The sequence below is a fragment of the Actinoplanes subglobosus genome (genome assembly GCF_042650585.1).
In the GTDB taxonomy this organism is placed as follows: domain Bacteria; phylum Actinomycetota; class Actinomycetes; order Mycobacteriales; family Micromonosporaceae; genus Actinoplanes; species Actinoplanes subglobosus.
On the sequence record NZ_JBHSBL010000041.1, the window covers coordinates 44,470 to 61,221 of the forward strand.

General features: G+C 71.1%; 17 protein-coding genes. 6 read left to right on the forward strand and 11 right to left on the reverse strand.

What is annotated here, in order from left to right:
- Window positions 1-96: 96 nt before the first annotated feature.
- Window positions 97-1,308 (reverse strand): GNAT family N-acetyltransferase, encoded by a 1,212-nt coding sequence (locus tag ACFO0C_RS47295; protein ID WP_378073459.1) that lies wholly within the window; start codon window positions 1,306-1,308, stop codon window positions 97-99.
- An 87-nt stretch (window positions 1,309-1,395) separates the two neighbouring features.
- Here ACFO0C_RS47295 and ACFO0C_RS47300 point away from each other — a divergent pair, with 87 nt between their 5' ends.
- A complete protein-coding gene (locus ACFO0C_RS47300) occupies window positions 1,396-1,737 on the forward strand; it encodes a YciI family protein (protein WP_378073460.1) in 342 nt (113 codons plus the stop codon).
- On the forward strand, window positions 1,730-2,914 hold the full coding sequence (locus ACFO0C_RS47305; protein WP_378073461.1) for an RNA polymerase sigma factor: 1,185 nt from the start codon (window positions 1,730-1,732) through the stop codon (window positions 2,912-2,914). The genes ACFO0C_RS47300 and ACFO0C_RS47305 overlap by 8 nt, the downstream gene beginning before the upstream one ends.
- An 8-nt stretch (window positions 2,915-2,922) precedes the next feature.
- Here the strand turns inward: ACFO0C_RS47305 and ACFO0C_RS47310 are convergent, their stop codons facing one another.
- Together ACFO0C_RS47310 and ACFO0C_RS47315 are read right to left on the reverse strand one after the other, a co-directional pair.
- The gene (locus ACFO0C_RS47310; protein WP_378073462.1) at window positions 2,923-3,567 is read right to left on the reverse strand and encodes a sensor domain-containing protein; all 645 of its coding nucleotides are present in this window, start codon (window positions 3,565-3,567) and stop codon (window positions 2,923-2,925) included.
- Window positions 3,568-3,577: 10 nt separating this feature from the next.
- Window positions 3,578-4,660, reverse strand: coding sequence for an EamA family transporter (locus tag ACFO0C_RS47315; RefSeq protein ID WP_378073463.1), 1,083 nt, complete (start codon window positions 4,658-4,660; stop codon window positions 3,578-3,580).
- Between the two features lie 69 nt (window positions 4,661-4,729).
- Between ACFO0C_RS47315 and ACFO0C_RS47320 the strand changes: the two genes are divergently transcribed.
- Complete coding sequence (locus tag ACFO0C_RS47320) at window positions 4,730-5,287, forward strand: CGNR zinc finger domain-containing protein (protein ID WP_378073464.1); 558 nt, start codon at window positions 4,730-4,732, stop codon at window positions 5,285-5,287.
- A 409-nt stretch (window positions 5,288-5,696) separates the two neighbouring features.
- Here ACFO0C_RS47320 and ACFO0C_RS47325 read toward each other — a convergent pair whose 3' ends face one another.
- Both ACFO0C_RS47325 and ACFO0C_RS47330 read right to left on the reverse strand, forming a co-directional pair.
- The gene (locus ACFO0C_RS47325) at window positions 5,697-6,662 is read right to left on the reverse strand and encodes a hypothetical protein (RefSeq protein ID WP_378073465.1); all 966 of its coding nucleotides are present in this window, start codon (window positions 6,660-6,662) and stop codon (window positions 5,697-5,699) included.
- Complete coding sequence (locus ACFO0C_RS47330) at window positions 6,659-7,009, reverse strand: GntR family transcriptional regulator (RefSeq protein ID WP_378073466.1); 351 nt, start codon at window positions 7,007-7,009, stop codon at window positions 6,659-6,661. The genes ACFO0C_RS47325 and ACFO0C_RS47330 overlap by 4 nt, the downstream gene beginning before the upstream one ends.
- Window positions 7,010-7,094: 85 nt before the next feature.
- On the opposite strand from ACFO0C_RS47330, the gene ACFO0C_RS47335 reads away from it, so the two are divergent.
- On the forward strand, window positions 7,095-7,883 hold the full coding sequence (locus ACFO0C_RS47335) for a hypothetical protein (protein WP_378073467.1): 789 nt from the start codon (window positions 7,095-7,097) through the stop codon (window positions 7,881-7,883).
- 4 nt (window positions 7,884-7,887) lie between these two features.
- Here ACFO0C_RS47335 and ACFO0C_RS47340 read toward each other — a convergent pair whose 3' ends face one another.
- The 4 genes from ACFO0C_RS47340 to ACFO0C_RS47355 all read right to left on the reverse strand — a co-directional run bounded on the left by ACFO0C_RS47340 (window position 7,888) and on the right by ACFO0C_RS47355 (window position 12,074).
- Window positions 7,888-8,235 (reverse strand): hypothetical protein, encoded by a 348-nt coding sequence (locus ACFO0C_RS47340; protein WP_378073468.1) that lies wholly within the window; start codon window positions 8,233-8,235, stop codon window positions 7,888-7,890.
- Window positions 8,228-9,964 carry a hypothetical protein gene (locus ACFO0C_RS47345; protein ID WP_378073469.1) on the reverse strand — a complete coding sequence of 579 codons (1,737 nt, stop codon included), beginning with the start codon at window positions 9,962-9,964 and terminating at the stop codon, window positions 8,228-8,230. Before ACFO0C_RS47345 ends, ACFO0C_RS47340 begins: the two co-directional genes overlap by 8 nt.
- 115 nt (window positions 9,965-10,079) lie before the next feature.
- A complete protein-coding gene (locus tag ACFO0C_RS47350) occupies window positions 10,080-11,492 on the reverse strand; it encodes a serine/threonine-protein kinase (protein WP_378073470.1) in 1,413 nt (470 codons plus the stop codon).
- Window positions 11,493-11,501: 9 nt separating this feature from the next.
- The gene (locus ACFO0C_RS47355) at window positions 11,502-12,074 is read right to left on the reverse strand and encodes a TetR/AcrR family transcriptional regulator (protein WP_378073471.1); all 573 of its coding nucleotides are present in this window, start codon (window positions 12,072-12,074) and stop codon (window positions 11,502-11,504) included.
- Between the two features lie 86 nt (window positions 12,075-12,160).
- Between ACFO0C_RS47355 and ACFO0C_RS47360 the strand changes: the two genes are divergently transcribed.
- Window positions 12,161-14,293, forward strand: a complete 2,133-nt coding sequence (locus ACFO0C_RS47360) for an MMPL family transporter (RefSeq protein ID WP_378073472.1) — start codon at window positions 12,161-12,163, stop codon at window positions 14,291-14,293.
- A gap of 44 nt (window positions 14,294-14,337) precedes the next feature.
- Here ACFO0C_RS47360 and ACFO0C_RS47365 read toward each other — a convergent pair whose 3' ends face one another.
- A complete protein-coding gene (locus tag ACFO0C_RS47365) occupies window positions 14,338-14,559 on the reverse strand; it encodes a hypothetical protein (protein WP_378073473.1) in 222 nt (73 codons plus the stop codon).
- Between the two features lie 125 nt (window positions 14,560-14,684).
- Between ACFO0C_RS47365 and ACFO0C_RS47370 the strand changes: the two genes are divergently transcribed.
- A complete protein-coding gene (locus tag ACFO0C_RS47370) occupies window positions 14,685-15,056 on the forward strand; it encodes a nuclear transport factor 2 family protein (RefSeq protein ID WP_378073474.1) in 372 nt (123 codons plus the stop codon).
- Window positions 15,057-15,553: 497 nt separating this feature from the next.
- Here ACFO0C_RS47370 and ACFO0C_RS47375 read toward each other — a convergent pair whose 3' ends face one another.
- The gene (locus ACFO0C_RS47375; RefSeq protein WP_378073475.1) at window positions 15,554-16,711 is read right to left on the reverse strand and encodes an FAD-dependent oxidoreductase; all 1,158 of its coding nucleotides are present in this window, start codon (window positions 16,709-16,711) and stop codon (window positions 15,554-15,556) included.
- Between the last annotated feature and the right edge of the window lie 41 nt (window positions 16,712-16,752).

Genomic DNA, 16,752 nt, shown 5'->3' on the forward strand with positions numbered 1-16,752 from the left:
GCCGTCACATCGCGGCCGCCGTCACATCGCGGCCGCCGTCACATCGCGGCCATCCCGAAACCCGCCACCGAGGTGCGATCCGGCAGTCGGGCCGGGTCACGGCCGTGCCTGAGCGGCCTCCTCCACCTCGGCCAGGATGGTCGTCGCACCGGCCGCCGTCGCCAGGGCCCGCGCTTCCGCGATCATGCCGCTGGTGTCGCGCCCTTCAGCGGCCGCGATATAGATGAGACCGACCAGGTTCGCCGCGACGCCGACCGGGAATCCGTGCTCGCGGCGCAGCGCCGTCGACTCCTCCAGCAGCTCCCGGGCCGCGGTCAGGTCCCCGGCCCGGTGACGGGCGACGCCGAGATGCCGCAGCGCGAACGACCGGGTCATCGGATCCCCGAGAGCCGCCGCCTGCTCGAAGAACGGCACAGCCTCGGCGTCGTCCTGCCGAACCACCTGGTGATGGATGCCCATCCAGCAAAGCGCCTCCGCCTCACCGTGCACATCGCCGGCCTGCCGGAACAGGACAATCGCCCGCTCGATCAGCGACGACTCCGCCGAGACTCCCTGGGCCGAGGAATCGGAGACGCTCGCGGCCGCGGAGACGCTCGCGGCCGCGGAGACGCCCCCGGCCGCGGAGACGCTCGCGGCCGCGGAGACGCCCCCGGCCGGGAGAGGCTCGCCGACGCCGGTCAGGAACCGGGCGTGCGCCAGTTTCGCCCGGCCGAGACAGACCTCCGCCTCCTGAACGGCAAGCCGCCGATCAGCCCCGGCCAATCCACTCGTGTCCCCGCCGAACGCGGCCCGGTCATAGGCGGCCATCCGCGGAAACCGTGGCGCCGCCGGCCGCACCAGTTCCTTACGCATCTGCTGAGTGGTGACGTGATAGCCGGACGTCCGATAAAGATCAACAGCTGTCGGATTGGCCCCGAAGACGTTGAGTTCCAGAGCCTGAGCCCCGTGCTCCCGGGCCACGCCCTCCCCGGCGGTGAGCAGAGCCCGCCCCAGCCCCCGGCCGCGCTGCCCGGCGACCACCTCGATGTCGTAGAGGAAGGCGCACCCCGGAACCCGGCGCGGATGCTCCAGTCCGATCCACAGTCGCCCGATCGGCTCGCCGCCGACCACACCGGTCAGGATCAGCATGCCCTCGGTGGCCGCACCGTCCGGCAGCAGCCCCGCGGTCTCCGCACGGGCCCGCTCGTAGGCACCCTCAGCCGGCCAGTTACCGGCCGTGACGTGCTCGGCCGCATAGTCGGTGGCCAGGTCGTGCTGCCACTGGTCGTACTCGGTCTCGGTCATCGGCCGCACGGTCACCTCGGTCATTCAGAAAATCTTAGGGAGTTCGGTAGAAACGGTGGGGTCCCGTTCGTCATGGGGGTGTCCGTATGGAGCACGGAGAGGAGAACGAGGATGAAGTACCTGATGCTGGTGTGCGTCGACCCGGATTTCACGCCCGGACAGGACGACGGGAAGCCGGAGGTCGACGACTGGGCCGGTGAGATGGACGGCAAGGGGATCCGGCTGATCGGTGACCGGACCCGGCCGGCGAGCGCGGCCACCACGGTCCGCGTCCGCAACCGGGAGGTGCTGGTCACCGACGGCCCGTTCATCGAGACGAAGGACGTGATCGCCGGTTTCGACGTGCTCGAGTGCGACGACCTGGACCAGGCGATCGAGGTGGCGACGAAACACCCGATGGCCTGGACCGGTGCGATCGAGCTGCGGCCGGTGTGGCCCTGGGGCGATGAGTAACGACATCGCCGCGGCCTACGCCGACGGGTGGGGCCGGATCGTCGCCACGATGATCCGGCTCACCGGTGACTGGAGCCTCGCCGAGGAGTGCGCCCAGGAGGCCTTCGCGACCGCGTTGCGGGTGTGGCCGGAGTCGGGGACACCCGATCAGCCGATCGCCTGGCTGACCACGGTGGCCCGCCGGACCGCGATCGACCGGGTGCGGAGGGCGGCGGTGGAGCGGGCGAAGCTGCGGGAGGTAGCCATGGAGCCGGAACCGCCTTACAGCATCGACGCGGAGATCCCGGACGAGCGGCTGGAACTCATGTTCACCTGCTGCCATCCGGCGCTCTCTGAGGAGGCACAGGTCGCGCTGACGCTGCGCAGCGTCGCCGGGATGAGCACGGCGGAGATCGCGCGTGCCTTCCTCGTGCCGGAGAAGACGATGGGGCAGCGGATCTTCCGCGCCAAGCAGCGGATCAGGCACGCGGGCATCCCTTTCCGGGTGCCACCGGCCCACCTGCTGCCGGAGCGGCTGTCGACCGTGCTGCACGTGCTCTATCTGCTCTTCAACGAGGGTTACTCCGGTGACGGTGAGCTGTGCCGGGAGGCGATCCGGATCGGGCGGACCCTGGTCACGCTGATGCCGGACGAGCCGGAGGCGCTGGGCCTGCTCGCGCTGATGCTGGTGCAGGACGCCCGGCGCGAGGCCCGGACCAGCGCCGACGGCACCCTGCTCACGCTCGGCGATCAGGACCGGGCCCGGTGGGACCGGGAGCTGATCGAGGAGGGGGCCACGCTGTGCGAGCGGGCGCTGCGCCGCGGACGGGCCGGGCCCTTCCAGCTCCAGGCGGCCATCGCGGTCTGTCACGCGACGGCCCGCAGCCTGGACGAGACGGACTGGCCGCAGATCGCCGGACTCTACGATCACCTGCGCCGAGTCGCGCCGGGCCCGGTCGTGGACCTGAACCGGGCGGTCGCCGTCGCGATGGCCACCGGCCCGGAGGCGGGACTCGCGCTGATCGACACGATCGACGGCCTGGACGCTTATCATCTGCTGCACGCCACCCGCGCCGATCTGCTGTGCCGGGCCGGCCGTGACGACGAGGCGGCCGGCAGCTGGCAGCGGGCGCTCGACCTGGCCCCCACCGAGGCGGAACGGCGCCTGATCCTCGAACGGCTGGCGGCTGGCGCGTAAGGGATCCCTCACGAGCCGGGCGCCAGCAGAGTCGCGGCGAAGCGGGCCTCCAGCAGCGCCGCCCATCGCGCCACCGCGGGCAGGCTGACGACGAAGACCAGGGCGACGAGGCCGTGGAAGACTGCGTTGGTCAGATAGCCGTCGCCGAAGCCCAGCATCTCGGGCAGCTCGGTGCTGTCGCTCGGCAGCGCCCAGCCCCAGAGCACCCAGGTCAGCCCGCCGAGGGCCGCGGCCCACCAACTGGCGACCAGGGTGAACGCGATCGAGCTGGGGATCCAGCGCAGTGCGGCATGGGCCAGGTCGCGCCAGGTCTGCGCATCGGCGAGCACCGCGAACAGCCGCGACGGGACGGTGTCGGCACCCGCCGGCCGATAGGCGGGAGCGGAGATCTCGCGCTCCAGGACCGGCGCGATCCGCTCGCGCTCGGCTGCCGCGAAGCCCCGGGCCTGCATCAGGGCGAAGAACGCGAGCGGCACACCCACCCAGAGCACCGCCAGCCCGACACCGACCGACAGCGCGGTGACGCAGACGAGAATCGCGGCCAGCGCGTGTGGCAGGCCGGTCAGCACATAGCGGGTGTCGGCGGCCAGCCGCGGCAGGACCCGAGCGACCGGGGCGGGCGTGAGAACCGGGTCGAGCTGCGTCGTCGTCATGCCCTAGACGCTAGGCAGTCGACGATCCCTTGGGGATACAGCCGGCCATAGTCTCGGGGGTAGTGCTGGCACTACCCCCGGGCTCCGGAACGACCGCACCCGGCTCGGCCGGAACGACCGCGGCCGGCTCGGCCGAAACGACCGCGACCGGCTCGGCCGAAACGACCGCGACCGGCTCGGCCGAAACGACCGCGACCGGCTCGGCCGGAATGGACGCGATGCCCGCGAGGATCAGCACGCCACCGGCCATCTGCAACGGCGTGAGCTGCTCGCCCACCACGATCCACGCGAGAATCGAGGCGAACACGACCTCCAGCAGCCCGACGAACGACGCCAGCCGCGACCCGAGCCGCCCCGATCCGAAGATGCCGGTCGCATAGGCCACCGCCGTGCCGAAGAAGGCCACCACCATCAGCGGCACCCACCACGCGACGACCGCCCCGAGCAGCGGAACCGTCCCGAACCGCATCTCCATCGGCACGACTCCGGCGAGCCCTGCGGCACCGAGCGTGAGCCCGCCGAGCAGCAGCCCGGCTCCGGCGAGCGCGACCGGCGGCAGCCCGTCGGACGGCCGGGCCGCGACCACGAAGTAGACCGCGCACCCGACCGCCGCCGCGAACGCGAGACCCACCCCGACCGGGTCGACGGCCCCGAGCGCGCCGGGCCCGATCACCAGCACCAGACCGCCGATGGCCAGCACCGATCCGACCAGCACCATCGGGCGCGGCACCCGCCGGGTGGTGACGGCGACCCAGATGACCAGCAGCAGCGGCGCGAGATATTCGACGAGCAGGGCGGTGGAGACGGGGATGAGCCGGATCGCCGCGAAGTAGGTGAGCTGCGTGAACGCGACCGCGATGACACCCATCCCGGCGATCCGCCAGCGGCCCCGCCACAGCGCGTCCCACCTGCCGCGCAGCGAGAACAGCACGAGCGGCAGCAGCAGGATCCCGGCGACGATCGCCCGGGCGGTGACGGCGGCGGCCGGCGACCAGCCCGCCTCCAGCAGCGGTTTGATGAACGCGCCCGAGGTGGCGAAGGTGGCGGCCGAGGTGACCGCGGCGGCCAGCCCGACGAGCTGCGGCGACTTCACGACGACCCCCAGTGATGGGCTAAATTGCTTATGCCCCTGACGCTAGGCCGCCCTGGATAAGGAGTCAAATTGCTTTTTGCCCCTGACACAGAGGAGGCGCTGCACTTCGTCGTGGACCTCGCCAACACCGCGCCGGGCGCCTCCCGCAGCGGCGACGACGAACTCACCACGCTCGATCAGCTCGACGGTCTGCTCGTCGCCTACTCGGGCCGCAAAGATCGCGACCAGGCCGAGCTGGAGGCCGTCCGGGAGACCCGTGACCTGCTACGCGACGTCTGGACTCTGGACCGCGACGCGGCGGTCGAGGCGGTCAACCGGATGCTGCGCGAGGCCCACGCGGTGCCCTATCTCACCCGCCACGACGGCTCCGACTGGCACATCCACGCGACCGGGTCCGACGCGCCGCTGGCCGAGCGCATCCGCGTCGAGGCCGCGATGGCCCTGATCGACGTCATCCGCATGGACGAGACCGGCCGCCTCCGCGTCTGCGACGCCGACGACTGCGCCGGCCTCTTCATCGACCTCTCCCGCAACGGTTCCAAACGCTTCTGCTCGGTCCGCTGCGGCAACCGCGTCAACATGACGGCGTTCAGAGCAAGAAAAACCACCATTCAGTACGGCCAGTAAGGTCCCCGGGCTACACCGCGACGCAGGCCCCACCTCCCGGCCGAAACGCGACCGCCGGGCCGAATGCGTCCGTCCCGCTCACCCCGGGACCAACCGAGCTCGCGCCGCCCAGCCCATGCGAGGTGCACCCGGAACAGCTCGTCGAGCACCAGCACTCCGGCTTCCTCCCCGCCGGACCACGCGACCAGGTGCCCGGGCCCCGCCACAACGACCGACCCCGCACTGCCCGCGGCCAGCGCGGAATCGCAATATCGCCGACGTTCGAGATCCGCGGCCGGCGCTCGCGGAGATTCAGAGGCAGGCCGGGGCAGCGGATACACCGAGGTGCGGAAGTCGAGGGTGGCCGAGATGATGGCCGAGACGCCGGATGCGGAACCGGTGGGATCGGCTCGGCATCCGGCGCGGGGTGTCAGGGCGTGCGGACGTTGTCCAGCAACGTGTTCACCAGGGCGGACACCGTCGCGGGGTCGCGGACCGTCGCCACCAGGTAGCGGCCTGAGGACAGTTCGAAACGGACGCCCGGGCCGCTGCGCATGATCAGGCCGCGGCCTCGGCCGTCGAGACTGTTGCGGTAACCCCAGCCGCCCCATTCGAGCATGCGCACCGTGGTCGGGGCCGCGGAGACGATCTCCCGCATCGGCACCCGGACCCGCGGCCAGGACCACGGGCCGAAGCCGATGGTCACGCCGCGCGCGTCGACGGTGAACCGGGTCCGCATCAGCAGCAGCACGCCGGCCGTGGCGAGCAGCAGCGGCACCGCGGCCCAGAAACTCACGCCGACGACCAGGCCCACGGCCGCCACCAGCAACGGAACCAGGGCGATGAGCGCGACCCGGGGCAGCGGTGACGTCTCGTTCCAGGCGGCCCGCTGGCCGGGGGCCAGGTCGAGCCGGGCCAGACCGGCCGGCGGCCGGGAGTCGGCGGCGGGCTCCTCCGGCGCGGTCCCGCAGGCCCGGGCGACCAGCACGCCCCACACCGCGGGGGCGAGGATCAGCAGCATGATCTGCCAGGACGGGCTGGGCACGTCGGTGGCAACGGCCACGTCGAGGGAGAGACCGGCCGTGACCAGCCAGATCGCGGCGGTGCCGGCGGTGATCGCACCGGCGGCACCGATGACGGCCCGGCGGACCCGCCACCGCGGTGCCGGTGCGAGTGCCGCGACGAGGGCGGCGACCACCGCGACGGCCGCCATGGCGACGAGCGCGGTGACCATGGCGCTGAGGGTGGTGGTGTCTTCGACGCGCCCGGCGAAGTCCCAGTGGCTGGGCAGCGGGTCGGGTAGGCGGTCACCCCATAGCCGTTCGGTCAATGGCACCAGCGCCGCCGGGACCGCGGCCAATGCCACGGCCGGATGGAAACGGACTCGATCGGTCATGCCAGCCTCCGTACTTCGTCCACAAGTTCCTCGACGTCCAGTCCGAGTCGCCGGCCGGCGTCGAGCAGGTTCTGAACCGCGTCGACCAGGCGGGCCCGGTCGGCGGCGTCGCCACGGCGGACGGTGGCGCCGCGGCCTCGGCGTAGCTCGATCAGGCCCTCGTCACGCAGCCGCGCGTAGGCCCGCAGGATCGTGTGCATGTTGACCTGCAACGACTCCGCCAGGTCGCGGGCGGCGGGCAGCCGGTCGCCGGGTGCGAGGGTGCCGGCGGCGACCGCGCCGCGCACGTGGGCGGCGATCTGATCGGCGAGGGGCACCCCGGACGCGGGGTCGATGCGAACCAACATGTTCGCATTCTATGCGAACAATCAAAACAAGCGCCACCCCGTAAGGGCGTACCGCGCGTACACGGTGATCGATACGATGGGTGACATGGTGTGCCCCACCTGCGGACTCGACAACGATCCGGACGCGGCCCGCTGCGCCCGATGCAACTCGACGCTGGCCCACGCGGCCACCACCTACTACGCGCCGCCACCACCGCCGGAGCCGTCGCGGCCGAACCGGGTTCCCCTGATCGCCGGGGCATCCGTGCTGCTGGTGGTCCTGGCCGTCGCGGCGGGGATCTACTTCCGGACCAACGGGACGGACGATCCCGGGCCGCAGCCCACCGAGGCACTGCCGACGCGTACCGAGGCGACGACCGATCCGGTGCCCGCTCCGACGACCACGGAACCCACCGTGGACCCGACGACGCCGGCGACCACGGCGGCCGCCGACCCGCGGGCGCAGGCGGCGGCGTTCGACGCGGTGCTGTCGCAGAGCGTGGCCAGCCGGCGCAAGCTCAACCTGGCGATCGAGCAGGTCGGCCAATGCGACGGCCTGGCCGCGGCGGTCGCGGACATCCGTGCGGTCGGCGACGAGCGTCAGTCGCAGATGGAGACGGTGCGCAACGCCGATGTGAGCGCGCTGTCCGGCGGCGAGGAGCTGCGGGCCGGCCTGCTCGAGGCGCTGCGGTACGCGTGGGAGGCCGACCAGGGATTCCTGGCGTGGGCCGAGCCGACCCTGTCCGGCGGTTGCGGCGCGGCGGACGACTCCGGTTACGACCGGGGCCGGAGTGCCTCGACCAGTGCCGGTGCGGCGAAGCGGGCGTTCCTCACCCGGTGGAACCCGGTGGCGAAGGCCAACGGCCTCCGCGCCCGCTCCGCCGACGACATCTGACCGGTCAGGACGACCAGACCTGCACGACAGCCGCCGCGATCGCGCTGACCGCGGAGAGCGCCTCGGTGGCCGTCCGGAACCGGCCCAGCTTGTGGGCCAGCTGGCCGAGTGCGTGGTCGACCCGGCCGCGGGACTCGACGGTGGGCCGCTCGATCGCCTGCTCGATGATCACGATCTCCGGCTCCACCTCGGCCGGCGCGGGCGCGGCACGGCGGATCGTCTCCAGGTGCTCGAGGATCTCGTCGCGCTCGTCGCCGTACCGAAAATTGTTGGTCTGACTGACCGTGTTGTTGTCGCCGAAGACCTGCTGTCCACCGTGGAACGTGAAGTTCTCGAAACGCTGCTCAGCCACCACTGCCTCCGCCCGGAGCCTTCGGGAAGTTGGTCTGGTTGATGCGGTTGTTGTTGCCGAAGATCTGCTGGCCGCCGCTGAACGTCTTGGTACTGAAGTCGAACGACACGTTCGCCGCCTTCATCCGGAACTCGCCGGTGTCCACACCGTGCTCGTCCAGGAAGTTCAGCACCTCCTCGACGACCGCCTTGTCCAGCAGTGAAATGTACTTCGCCGCGTCCAGATGGTTCAGGAACTTGTCGATGGGATAGTCGGCGCCCAGGTCGCGGACGCTGAGGTCGGCGCCGTAGTCGTGGAACCGCAGCTCCTCGGCCTCGCGGGCGGACTTGGCCATCCGGCCGGACAGGCGGAACGCGTCCCACCCGATCTGGACGAACCAGAGCGGGGCCAGCAGGTTCTCCCGGACGAAGTTGCCGAACGTGGCCGCGGCGGCGTAGGCCGGGGCGCGCTCGGGTCGGAGGATGTCACCGAGCTGGTAGAACCGCTGGACCTCGGGCATCACGGTGGCGACGAACTCGACGTAGAGCATGCCGCCCTCGACGGCCAGGTGCACGAACGCCGTGACGGCCACCCCACTGTCCTGTGCGGGCAGCACCGGGCGCCGGCCGGGTGTCTGGATCTCCTTGCCGTGGGCCGGCACGACGGCGCGCAGGTAGTAGCGCATGCCACCCTGCGGGCTTCCCTCGATCGCGGCGAGCGTCTCCGGTGAGGCCTGGGTGTACGGCGCCCGCGTGTTCGGATCGATGAGCGGATCATCCGTACGCCGCCAGCCGTTGGCCACCACATAGGGCACCACGAAGACGTTCGGCACCTTCTCCCCGTCACTGAGCGCCGGCGAGCGCAGTGCCACGATCGCCTCGGCCACCCGCCGGTTGAGGACCGCCCCGTCGATCCGGATCCTGCCGGTGGCCTTCTCCTTGTCGGCGGGGTTGAGGGTGACGGCGAGGTCCCAGCCGTGCCGGAACTGCCCGGCCCCGAGGAAGGGATACCGGTCGTGCACCGACATGTTGCCCCGTTGCATGCCGGCCACGATGGCGAGCCGCCGCTCGACCCGGGCGTTGGCGCTGCGCGGCGCGCTGTTCGGGGTGCCGGGCGCGAGCTCGGTGATGATGACGCCGAGGACGTGCCGGCGGGACAGGAACAGCACCGCGAACATCGCCGCGGTCAGCACCACCGGGTAGAGGAAGTCGAGGTAGGTGAACCCGAAGTCGTCGCCCCCGAAGTCACTGCCGTAGTAGTCGCTCCCGGAACTGCCGAACAGGATGTCGCCGATGTCGCCGGACATGCTCTGGACCAGCCAGTAGCCGCCGAGGCAGAGCACCGAGAGCGCGATCGCCGCGATGATGCCCATCCGCACCTGCGGCGGCAACCCGCCGAGGATCCGGGAACGGAACCCGACGACGATCCCGCAGAGCAGGAGCCAGCCGATCGTGGCGATCGGGCTCAGGCAGAAACCGACGATCAGAACGATCGTGACCAGCCCGTACCGCAGAAGAAGTAGACGCCGCGCCCGCAGGCTGTGCCGGACCACCGGATCGAGGTCGAAGCCGTAGGACGGTGGCACCGCCTTGCGCTCGGACTCGAGGACCTCCCGGATGACCACATTGGCGAAGGAGATGTCCAGATAGGGCGCGGCGGAGAGATGCCTGGTCGTCGCGCTCATCGTCTCGGGTTGCCGATAGGCGGGAGTGCTCAGCAGCGGCTGGGCGTGCGGATCCGGATCGACCATCTCAACCCTCCGGAGTGGAATGAGGATGGCCAACGTATCGACTCCAGCGAGTGACGCAACTCCCCCGGTCGGGTGATCGTTCCGGCCGACACGGCCGTGGGAGCGCTCCGGCGGGTCAGGGCTGGCGGAAGAACCCACCGGTCGACTCGCCGCCGGGCGCGCTCGCGATGCAGTGCAGCATCGTGTCCGCGCCGACCGGGATCGGCCACACGTCGCGCTGCCATTTGCGGGTCTTCGTCGGCTCGCTGCTGCGTGACGCCATCGCCTGCGCCGAGCACGCCTCCGCGATGCCGGACCGCTCGATCAGCGGGTCCGCGTCGGAGATCCGCACCCCGCCGGCCGGCATCGCGACCGCCCGGAACGTCTCCCAGTAGTGCGGCTCGGCGCAGTCCACCGGGCGCGGCGCGACGGCGACACCGCTGTTGGCGACCAGACCGCCCCAGCACATCGGCTCGACGGGGCAGTACGCGTCGCCGCAGGACACGAAACCCTGTGGCTCCCAGTCCTGGCCCTGCTTACCGGCCGGTGACGAGGTCGAGGGCATCTGCATGACGGCCTCGCCCTCGTCGTCCGTCGACAGCAGGCCCCAGGCCAGGACACCGACGACGGCCAGCAACACCACGGACAGGGCGGCCAGCAGCAGGGGCAGGCGGCCGGCGGCGGCCGGAGCCGTGGCCGGCACCGGAGTGGGTGTCCGCGCGGAGGCCGGCGCGTCGGTGAGCACCGACTCACGGGCGGCGGCACCGAACGCGGCCGCCGACGGCCAGCGGTCCCGCGGCTCGATCGCGAGGGCCCGCTCGACGACCGCCTGGACGCGCACCGGCAGCGTGACCTTGATCGTGCGCGGGCCCTCCTGCAGCCGCTGGAGGGCCACCGCATACGGGCTGTCGCCGACGAACGGCTTCTCCCCGGCCAGGCACTCGTAGGCGACGAGGCCGAGCGAGTACACATCGCTGAGGGCGCCGGCGGGCTCGCCCTTCACCTGCTCCGGGGAGAGGTAGGTGGGCGTACCGAGAATGGCGCCGGAAACGGTGAGGCGGCTCGCGGCCTCGTGCCGGGCGATGCCGAAGTCGGTGATCACCACCGATCCGTTGCGGCGGACCAGCAGGTTCGCCGGTTTGATGTCGCGGTGCACGAGGCCCTCGTCGTGGACGGCCTGCAACCCGATCGCGGCCTGCTCGATGAGCCGCATCGTCTCCTCGGGCGCGATCCGCCCCTCCCGGCTCAGCCGCTGCGCCAGCGACTCGCCGTCGACGAACTCCATCACCAGGTAATGAACGCCCTGGTCGCGACCGAAGTCGTGGATCGAGGCGACGGCCGGGTGGTTGATCCGGGCCATCGACGTGGCCTCCGACTCGAACCGCTTGGCGAAATCGGGGTCGTCGGCGACCGTGGGCAGCATGACCTTGACCGCGACGGTGCGCCGGAGCACCTCGTCGACGGCCAGCCAGACCTCCCCCATCCCGCCCGCGCCGAGGCGCCGCTGAAGGAGGTAACGGTTCCCGAGTCGCCCACCGGCCTGAAGCACCGCGGCAGCTTAGCGGTCCGCCGGCGTCGCGAGGTATCCGGTGAGCGCCCTTTTCAGCTCCTGGACCAGGGCGGCACGCTCCGGCTCGGGAGCTGCGACGATGCTGCCCATCAGCGCGGCGACGATCTGCACGGCGACCGTCGAGGTACGCCGCACGTCGTCGTCGGGCAGCTCCGGCGAGCGGGCCCGCAACAGCGACCCCACACGGTCGGTGACACCGGTGTGCAGTGACTGGCCCTTCTCGCCGATGAGCACCTTGGCGCCGGGGTGGGTCACGTGGAAGAACACCAGGGGGTCGACCACCCGGGAGACCAGGTCGGGCAGCGGCAGCCCGGCCACCGCGGTGTCGTCGAACGAAGCCGCGTGCGCCTCGCGCAACTCGGCGAGCAGCCGCTCGGAGAGCGCGTCGGCGATCGCCTGCTTGTTCGGGAAGTACTGATAGAGGGAGCCGGGTGACATGCCGGCCCGCGCGGCGATCGCGTTGGTCGACGTCCGGTCGTAGCCGGCCTCGGCGAACAGGGCGGATGCCGCGTCCAGGATCTCGCCGATGCGCTGCCGGCCACGCGCCTGCCGTCTGACCACTGTGCACCGTCCTTGACGAATACGAGTGATCGCTCGTATTCTCGTTTCACGAGCGACCGCTCGTATTCATCGGGAGCTTATCAGGGGTGAGTCCTGTGCTCTTCCGCCATCGACGCCTGATCCTGCTGGCCGCCGCCGTTCTGACCCTCGGCCTCGCCGCCGTCGCCGCCGGTGCGATGAGTGTGCTGGTGCTCAGTCGCTGGGAGGCGCCCGGCAGCGAGTCCGTCCGGGTGCAGGAGCCTCTCGCCCGCGAGCACGGCACCGGCAACGCCAACCTCGTCCTGCTGGTCACCGGCGCGATCGACGACCCGGCCGTGGCGGCCGCCGCGACCACCGTCGCCACCGAGCTGCGCGCCGAGGACGCCGTGCTCGACGTCTGGTCCTACTGGTCCCGCGGTGGCGACCCGACGATGCGCAGCGCCGACGGCCGGCACGCGCTGATCCTCGCGCACGTCACCGGCGACGCCACCAGCGCACGGCAGCACATCCGGGAGCGGATCCTGCCCGCCTACACCCGCGACACCGGCGTGATCACCGTCGCCGTGGGCGGCGCGGAGGCGGTGGCCGGCCAGGTCAGTCAGCAGGCCACCCGCGATTTCCTGCGGGCCGAGCTGCTGATCGTGCCGGTCATGATCGCGCTGCTGGTCGTCCTCTACCGGCGGGTCCGGCTCGCCCTGCTCACCCTCGGCGTCGGGCTGCTCGCGGTGATCGGCACCCTGGCCGGGCTGCGCGTGCTGGCCGGATACACCGAGGTCGCGACGTTCGCCGCCAACATCACCCTGGTCATGGGCATCGGCCTCGGCATCGACTACAGCCTGTTCGTCATCGCGCGCTTCCGGGAGGAGCTCACCGCGGGCGCGCCCGTTCCGGCCGCGATCACCACCACGGTCCGCACCGCCGGCCGCACGGTCGTCTTCAGCGGGCTGACCGTTGCCACGTCACTCTCGGCGCTGCTGCTGTTCCCGTTCGCGTTCCTGCGCTCGTTCGCCTACGCCGGCATCCTGGTCGTGGCCCTGGCGGTGCTCGGCGCCCTCACCGTGCTGCCCGCCGCGCTGGCCGTCCTCGGCCCACGGGCCCTGCGACGGAGCCCGCCGCCGGTGCGCGACGACGGCTTCTGGACCCGTACGGGCATCCTCGTCATGCGCCGGCCCGTCCTGTTCACCGTGCTCGGCCTGCTGATCGCCGGTGTCCTCGCGGCGCCCGCGCTCGGCCTGCGGCTGGGCCTGCCCGACGACCGGGTGCTGCCACCGGCCGCCTCGACCCGGCAGACGTATGACGTGATGCGCGAGGTCCTCCCTACCGAGCCACAGGACGCCCTGCACCTGTTGACCACCGCGGCCGGCTCCGCGGACTACGCCGCCGCCGTCTCCCGCGTCCCCGGGATAGCCCAGGTCAACTCACCCGCCGGCGTGTTCGCCGCCGGCACCCGCACCGGCCCCGCACCCGCCGGGATCACCGGCACCCGGCTGGAGGCGGTCCCCACCCGGGAGGCGCTCTCCGGCACCGGCACACCGTCGCTGGTCGCCGCCGTCCGCGCGGTCCCGGCACCATCCGGTGCCGCCGTCCAGGTCGGGGGCTACCCGGCCGAGCTCACCGACTTCCGCACCATGCTCACCGACCGCATCCCGCTGGTCGCGGCCGTCCTGCTGGCCGTCTCGTTCGGCGTGCTGTTCGCGATGTCCCGCAGCCTGCTCCTGCCGCTGAAGGCCACGGTCCTCAACCTGCTGAGCCTCGCCGTGATGTTCGGCGTGCTCGTGACGGTCTTCCAGGAGGGCTTCCTGGCCGGCGTCCTCGGCTTCACCCCGATCGGCACCCTCGACCCGGCGTTCCCGATCCTGATGTTCTGCGTCGCCTACGGCCTGTCCATGGATTACGAGGTGTTCCTGCTCTCCCGCATCAAAGAGCGCTACGACGCCACCGGCGACAACGACCGCGCCGTGCTCGAGGGCCTCCAGCGCAGCGCCCCGCTGGTCACCGCGGCCGCCACGATCCTGGCCGTGTCGTTCGCCCTCTACGCCACCGGCGACGTGATGTATCTCCAGATGGTCGGCGTCGGTACGGCCGTGGCCATCCTGGTCGACGCGACAGTGATCCGGGCGATCCTGGTCCCGGCCCTGATGCGCCTGGCCGGTCGGGCCAACTGGTGGCCGGCCGCCGCGCCCACCCCAGCCCCGGTCCCGGCCACCCCGGCCGCTCCCCTCGCCACGGCCGGCAGCTGACAGCCGGTGCTGGGGCCCCTGGGAGTGACCCCAGCACCGGTGGATCAGCTGGCGTCGGCCAGAGCGGCGAGGGCCTGGGCCGCGCGGAAGTACTTGTTGCGGCCCAGCTCACCGATGGTCTTCACGCCGAGGGCCTCACGGATCAGCTTGCCGCCGTTCTCGCTCACTCCGGCCAGCGCCTCGACCGGGGCGTTCAGGACCTCCTCCAGGCTCTTGTCCTGGTACGCCTTGTCCAGCACCTTCTGCAGGTCGGCGGTGACAGCCACGATTCCTCCACGGAATGTCGAGAGTGGATCTTCCGGGCGCGCAGCCTACTTGATCTTTTTCCGGTGGTTTCGGGCAGTAGGGTGCAATGAGCAGACCAGCGGAAACGACCTGAACGGAGGCCATGGTGCCCGCTACCGAGGCCGACCTGCTCGCCGCCGAGCACCGCCTGCAGCAGGCGCAGCGCGACGGCGACGTCAGTGTGCTCGACGAGTTGCTCGACGACCGCCTGATCGCGATCGGGCCGGATGGCACCCGATTCCGCAAGGCCGACGATCTCGATGCGTACCGGTCCGGCAGTTCCAAGATCGACACGCTGGTCGAGGAGGACCTGGAGGTTCTCGTCGCCGGGCCGACCGGGGCGACGTTCGCCCTGTGCGCGGTCTCCGGCACGTTCAACGGCTCGCCGTTCACCGCGCGGCTCCGCTACGCCCGAACCTGGACCCACAGCGACAAGACCGGCTGGCGAATCGTGGCCGCCCAGCTCTCCCCCGCCTGATCCTTCCGCTCCTCCCCCTTGCCTGAGCTCGCCAGGGACAGTGGTGACGCGGCCACCGGAAATGGCGTCGCCCGGTGGCGCACTACGGCGCGACCGGGCGACATCAAACGACGACGACGGGCGGTGTCGGCCCTCGACCTCAATCTCGGCCTCATCCGGGGCGAGCGCCTGCGTCAAGCCCAAGCCAGAACCGAAGCCAGAGCCGAGACCGAAACCGGAACCGGAACCGGAACCGAGACCGAAACCAGAGCCGAGACCGGAACCGGAACCGGAACCAGAGCCGAGACCGAAACCAGAGCCGAGACCGAAACCAGAACCGAGACCGAAACCAGAACCGAGACCGAAACCAGAACCGAGACCGAAACCAGAACCGAGACCGAAACCAGAACCGAGACCGAAACCAGAACCGGAACCGAAACCAGAACCGGAACCGGAACCGGAACCGGAACCGGAACCAGAGCCGAGACCGAAACCAGAGCCGGAACCGGCAGGCGGGATCAAGCGAAGAGGCGGCCCATGTTCTCCGGGGCGAAGAACTCGACCGGCGACGTGACACCCGAGTTCAGGCGGGTGAAGGCGTCCATCTTCTCCTGGTTCCCGGCGATCGCCATGACCAGCTGGACCATCTGCTCGTCCGGCGGCTGGAGTGACGCGATGCCGAGGGTCATCTGGTAGAACGGCATCGCCCGGGCGTCTCGCCGCGCCTGGTATCCGGGCAGGTCGTCGGCGACGATCGCGTCGGCGAGGAGTTCGGCGTCGAGGAACGCGTCGGTGATGCCCTGCGCGGTGATGTAGTCACGGCAGTAACCGGCGTCACCGACCAGCGCCCATCCCGGGCCGTGCGGCACCCGGAAGTAGTTGTGCACCGACGCGCCGACCCACCGGGACTCCTGCTTGGCGTCCCGGAACCGGTCCGCCCAGGCCGGGGCGCTGTCGAACATCGCGGCGAACGTGCCGTCGATGTCGTTGCGGTGCTCGGCCAGCTCGGAGTGCGGCCAGCCGCCGATGACCATGGTGAGGTCGTCGTTGGTGGGGCACACCGCCCAGCCGCGGCCGGGACGGCTGTACGCCTCGAACGTCCCGTCCATCGGCAGGTTGCTGAAGTAGGAGTAGTAGCCGACGGTCAACGGCGGCCGGTCCTCGTAGAGGGGGGCGTCCACGGCTTTGGCGACCACCGAGTTGCGTCCGTCGGCACCGACCACGAGGGTGGCGTGTTCGACCGTGCCGTCGAGGCCCCGGATGCCGGTGACCCGGCCGTCGTCGTCGACGAGCACCTCCTCGACCGTGTACCCCTCGCGGATCTCGGCACCGGCGGCCGCGGCCGCGTCGAGGAGGATCTTGTCGAGGAGGACGCGGCGGGGGGCGTACGCGTAAGGGTTGTCGGGTGTGCCGGGCGCACCGGAGACGGTGACCGGCCCGAAGTCGGTGCTGTAACGGCTGACCGGCGGAACGCCGGTGGCGACGACCTGGTCGAGAACGCCCCACCGCTGCAATGCGGCCACGCCCGGCGGGTGCAGGACGTGGGTCGACACCGTGTCGCTGGGGAACGTGTCCCGGTCCACGAGCAGAGTCCGATATCCGCGCTTGGCGAGCAGCGCGGCCAATGGCGACCCGGCAACCCGAGCCCCCACGATGATCACATCGTAAGAAGTCATACTCTCCCCTAGCCGATCTTGTGGCCATAGTGGAGGTTCGG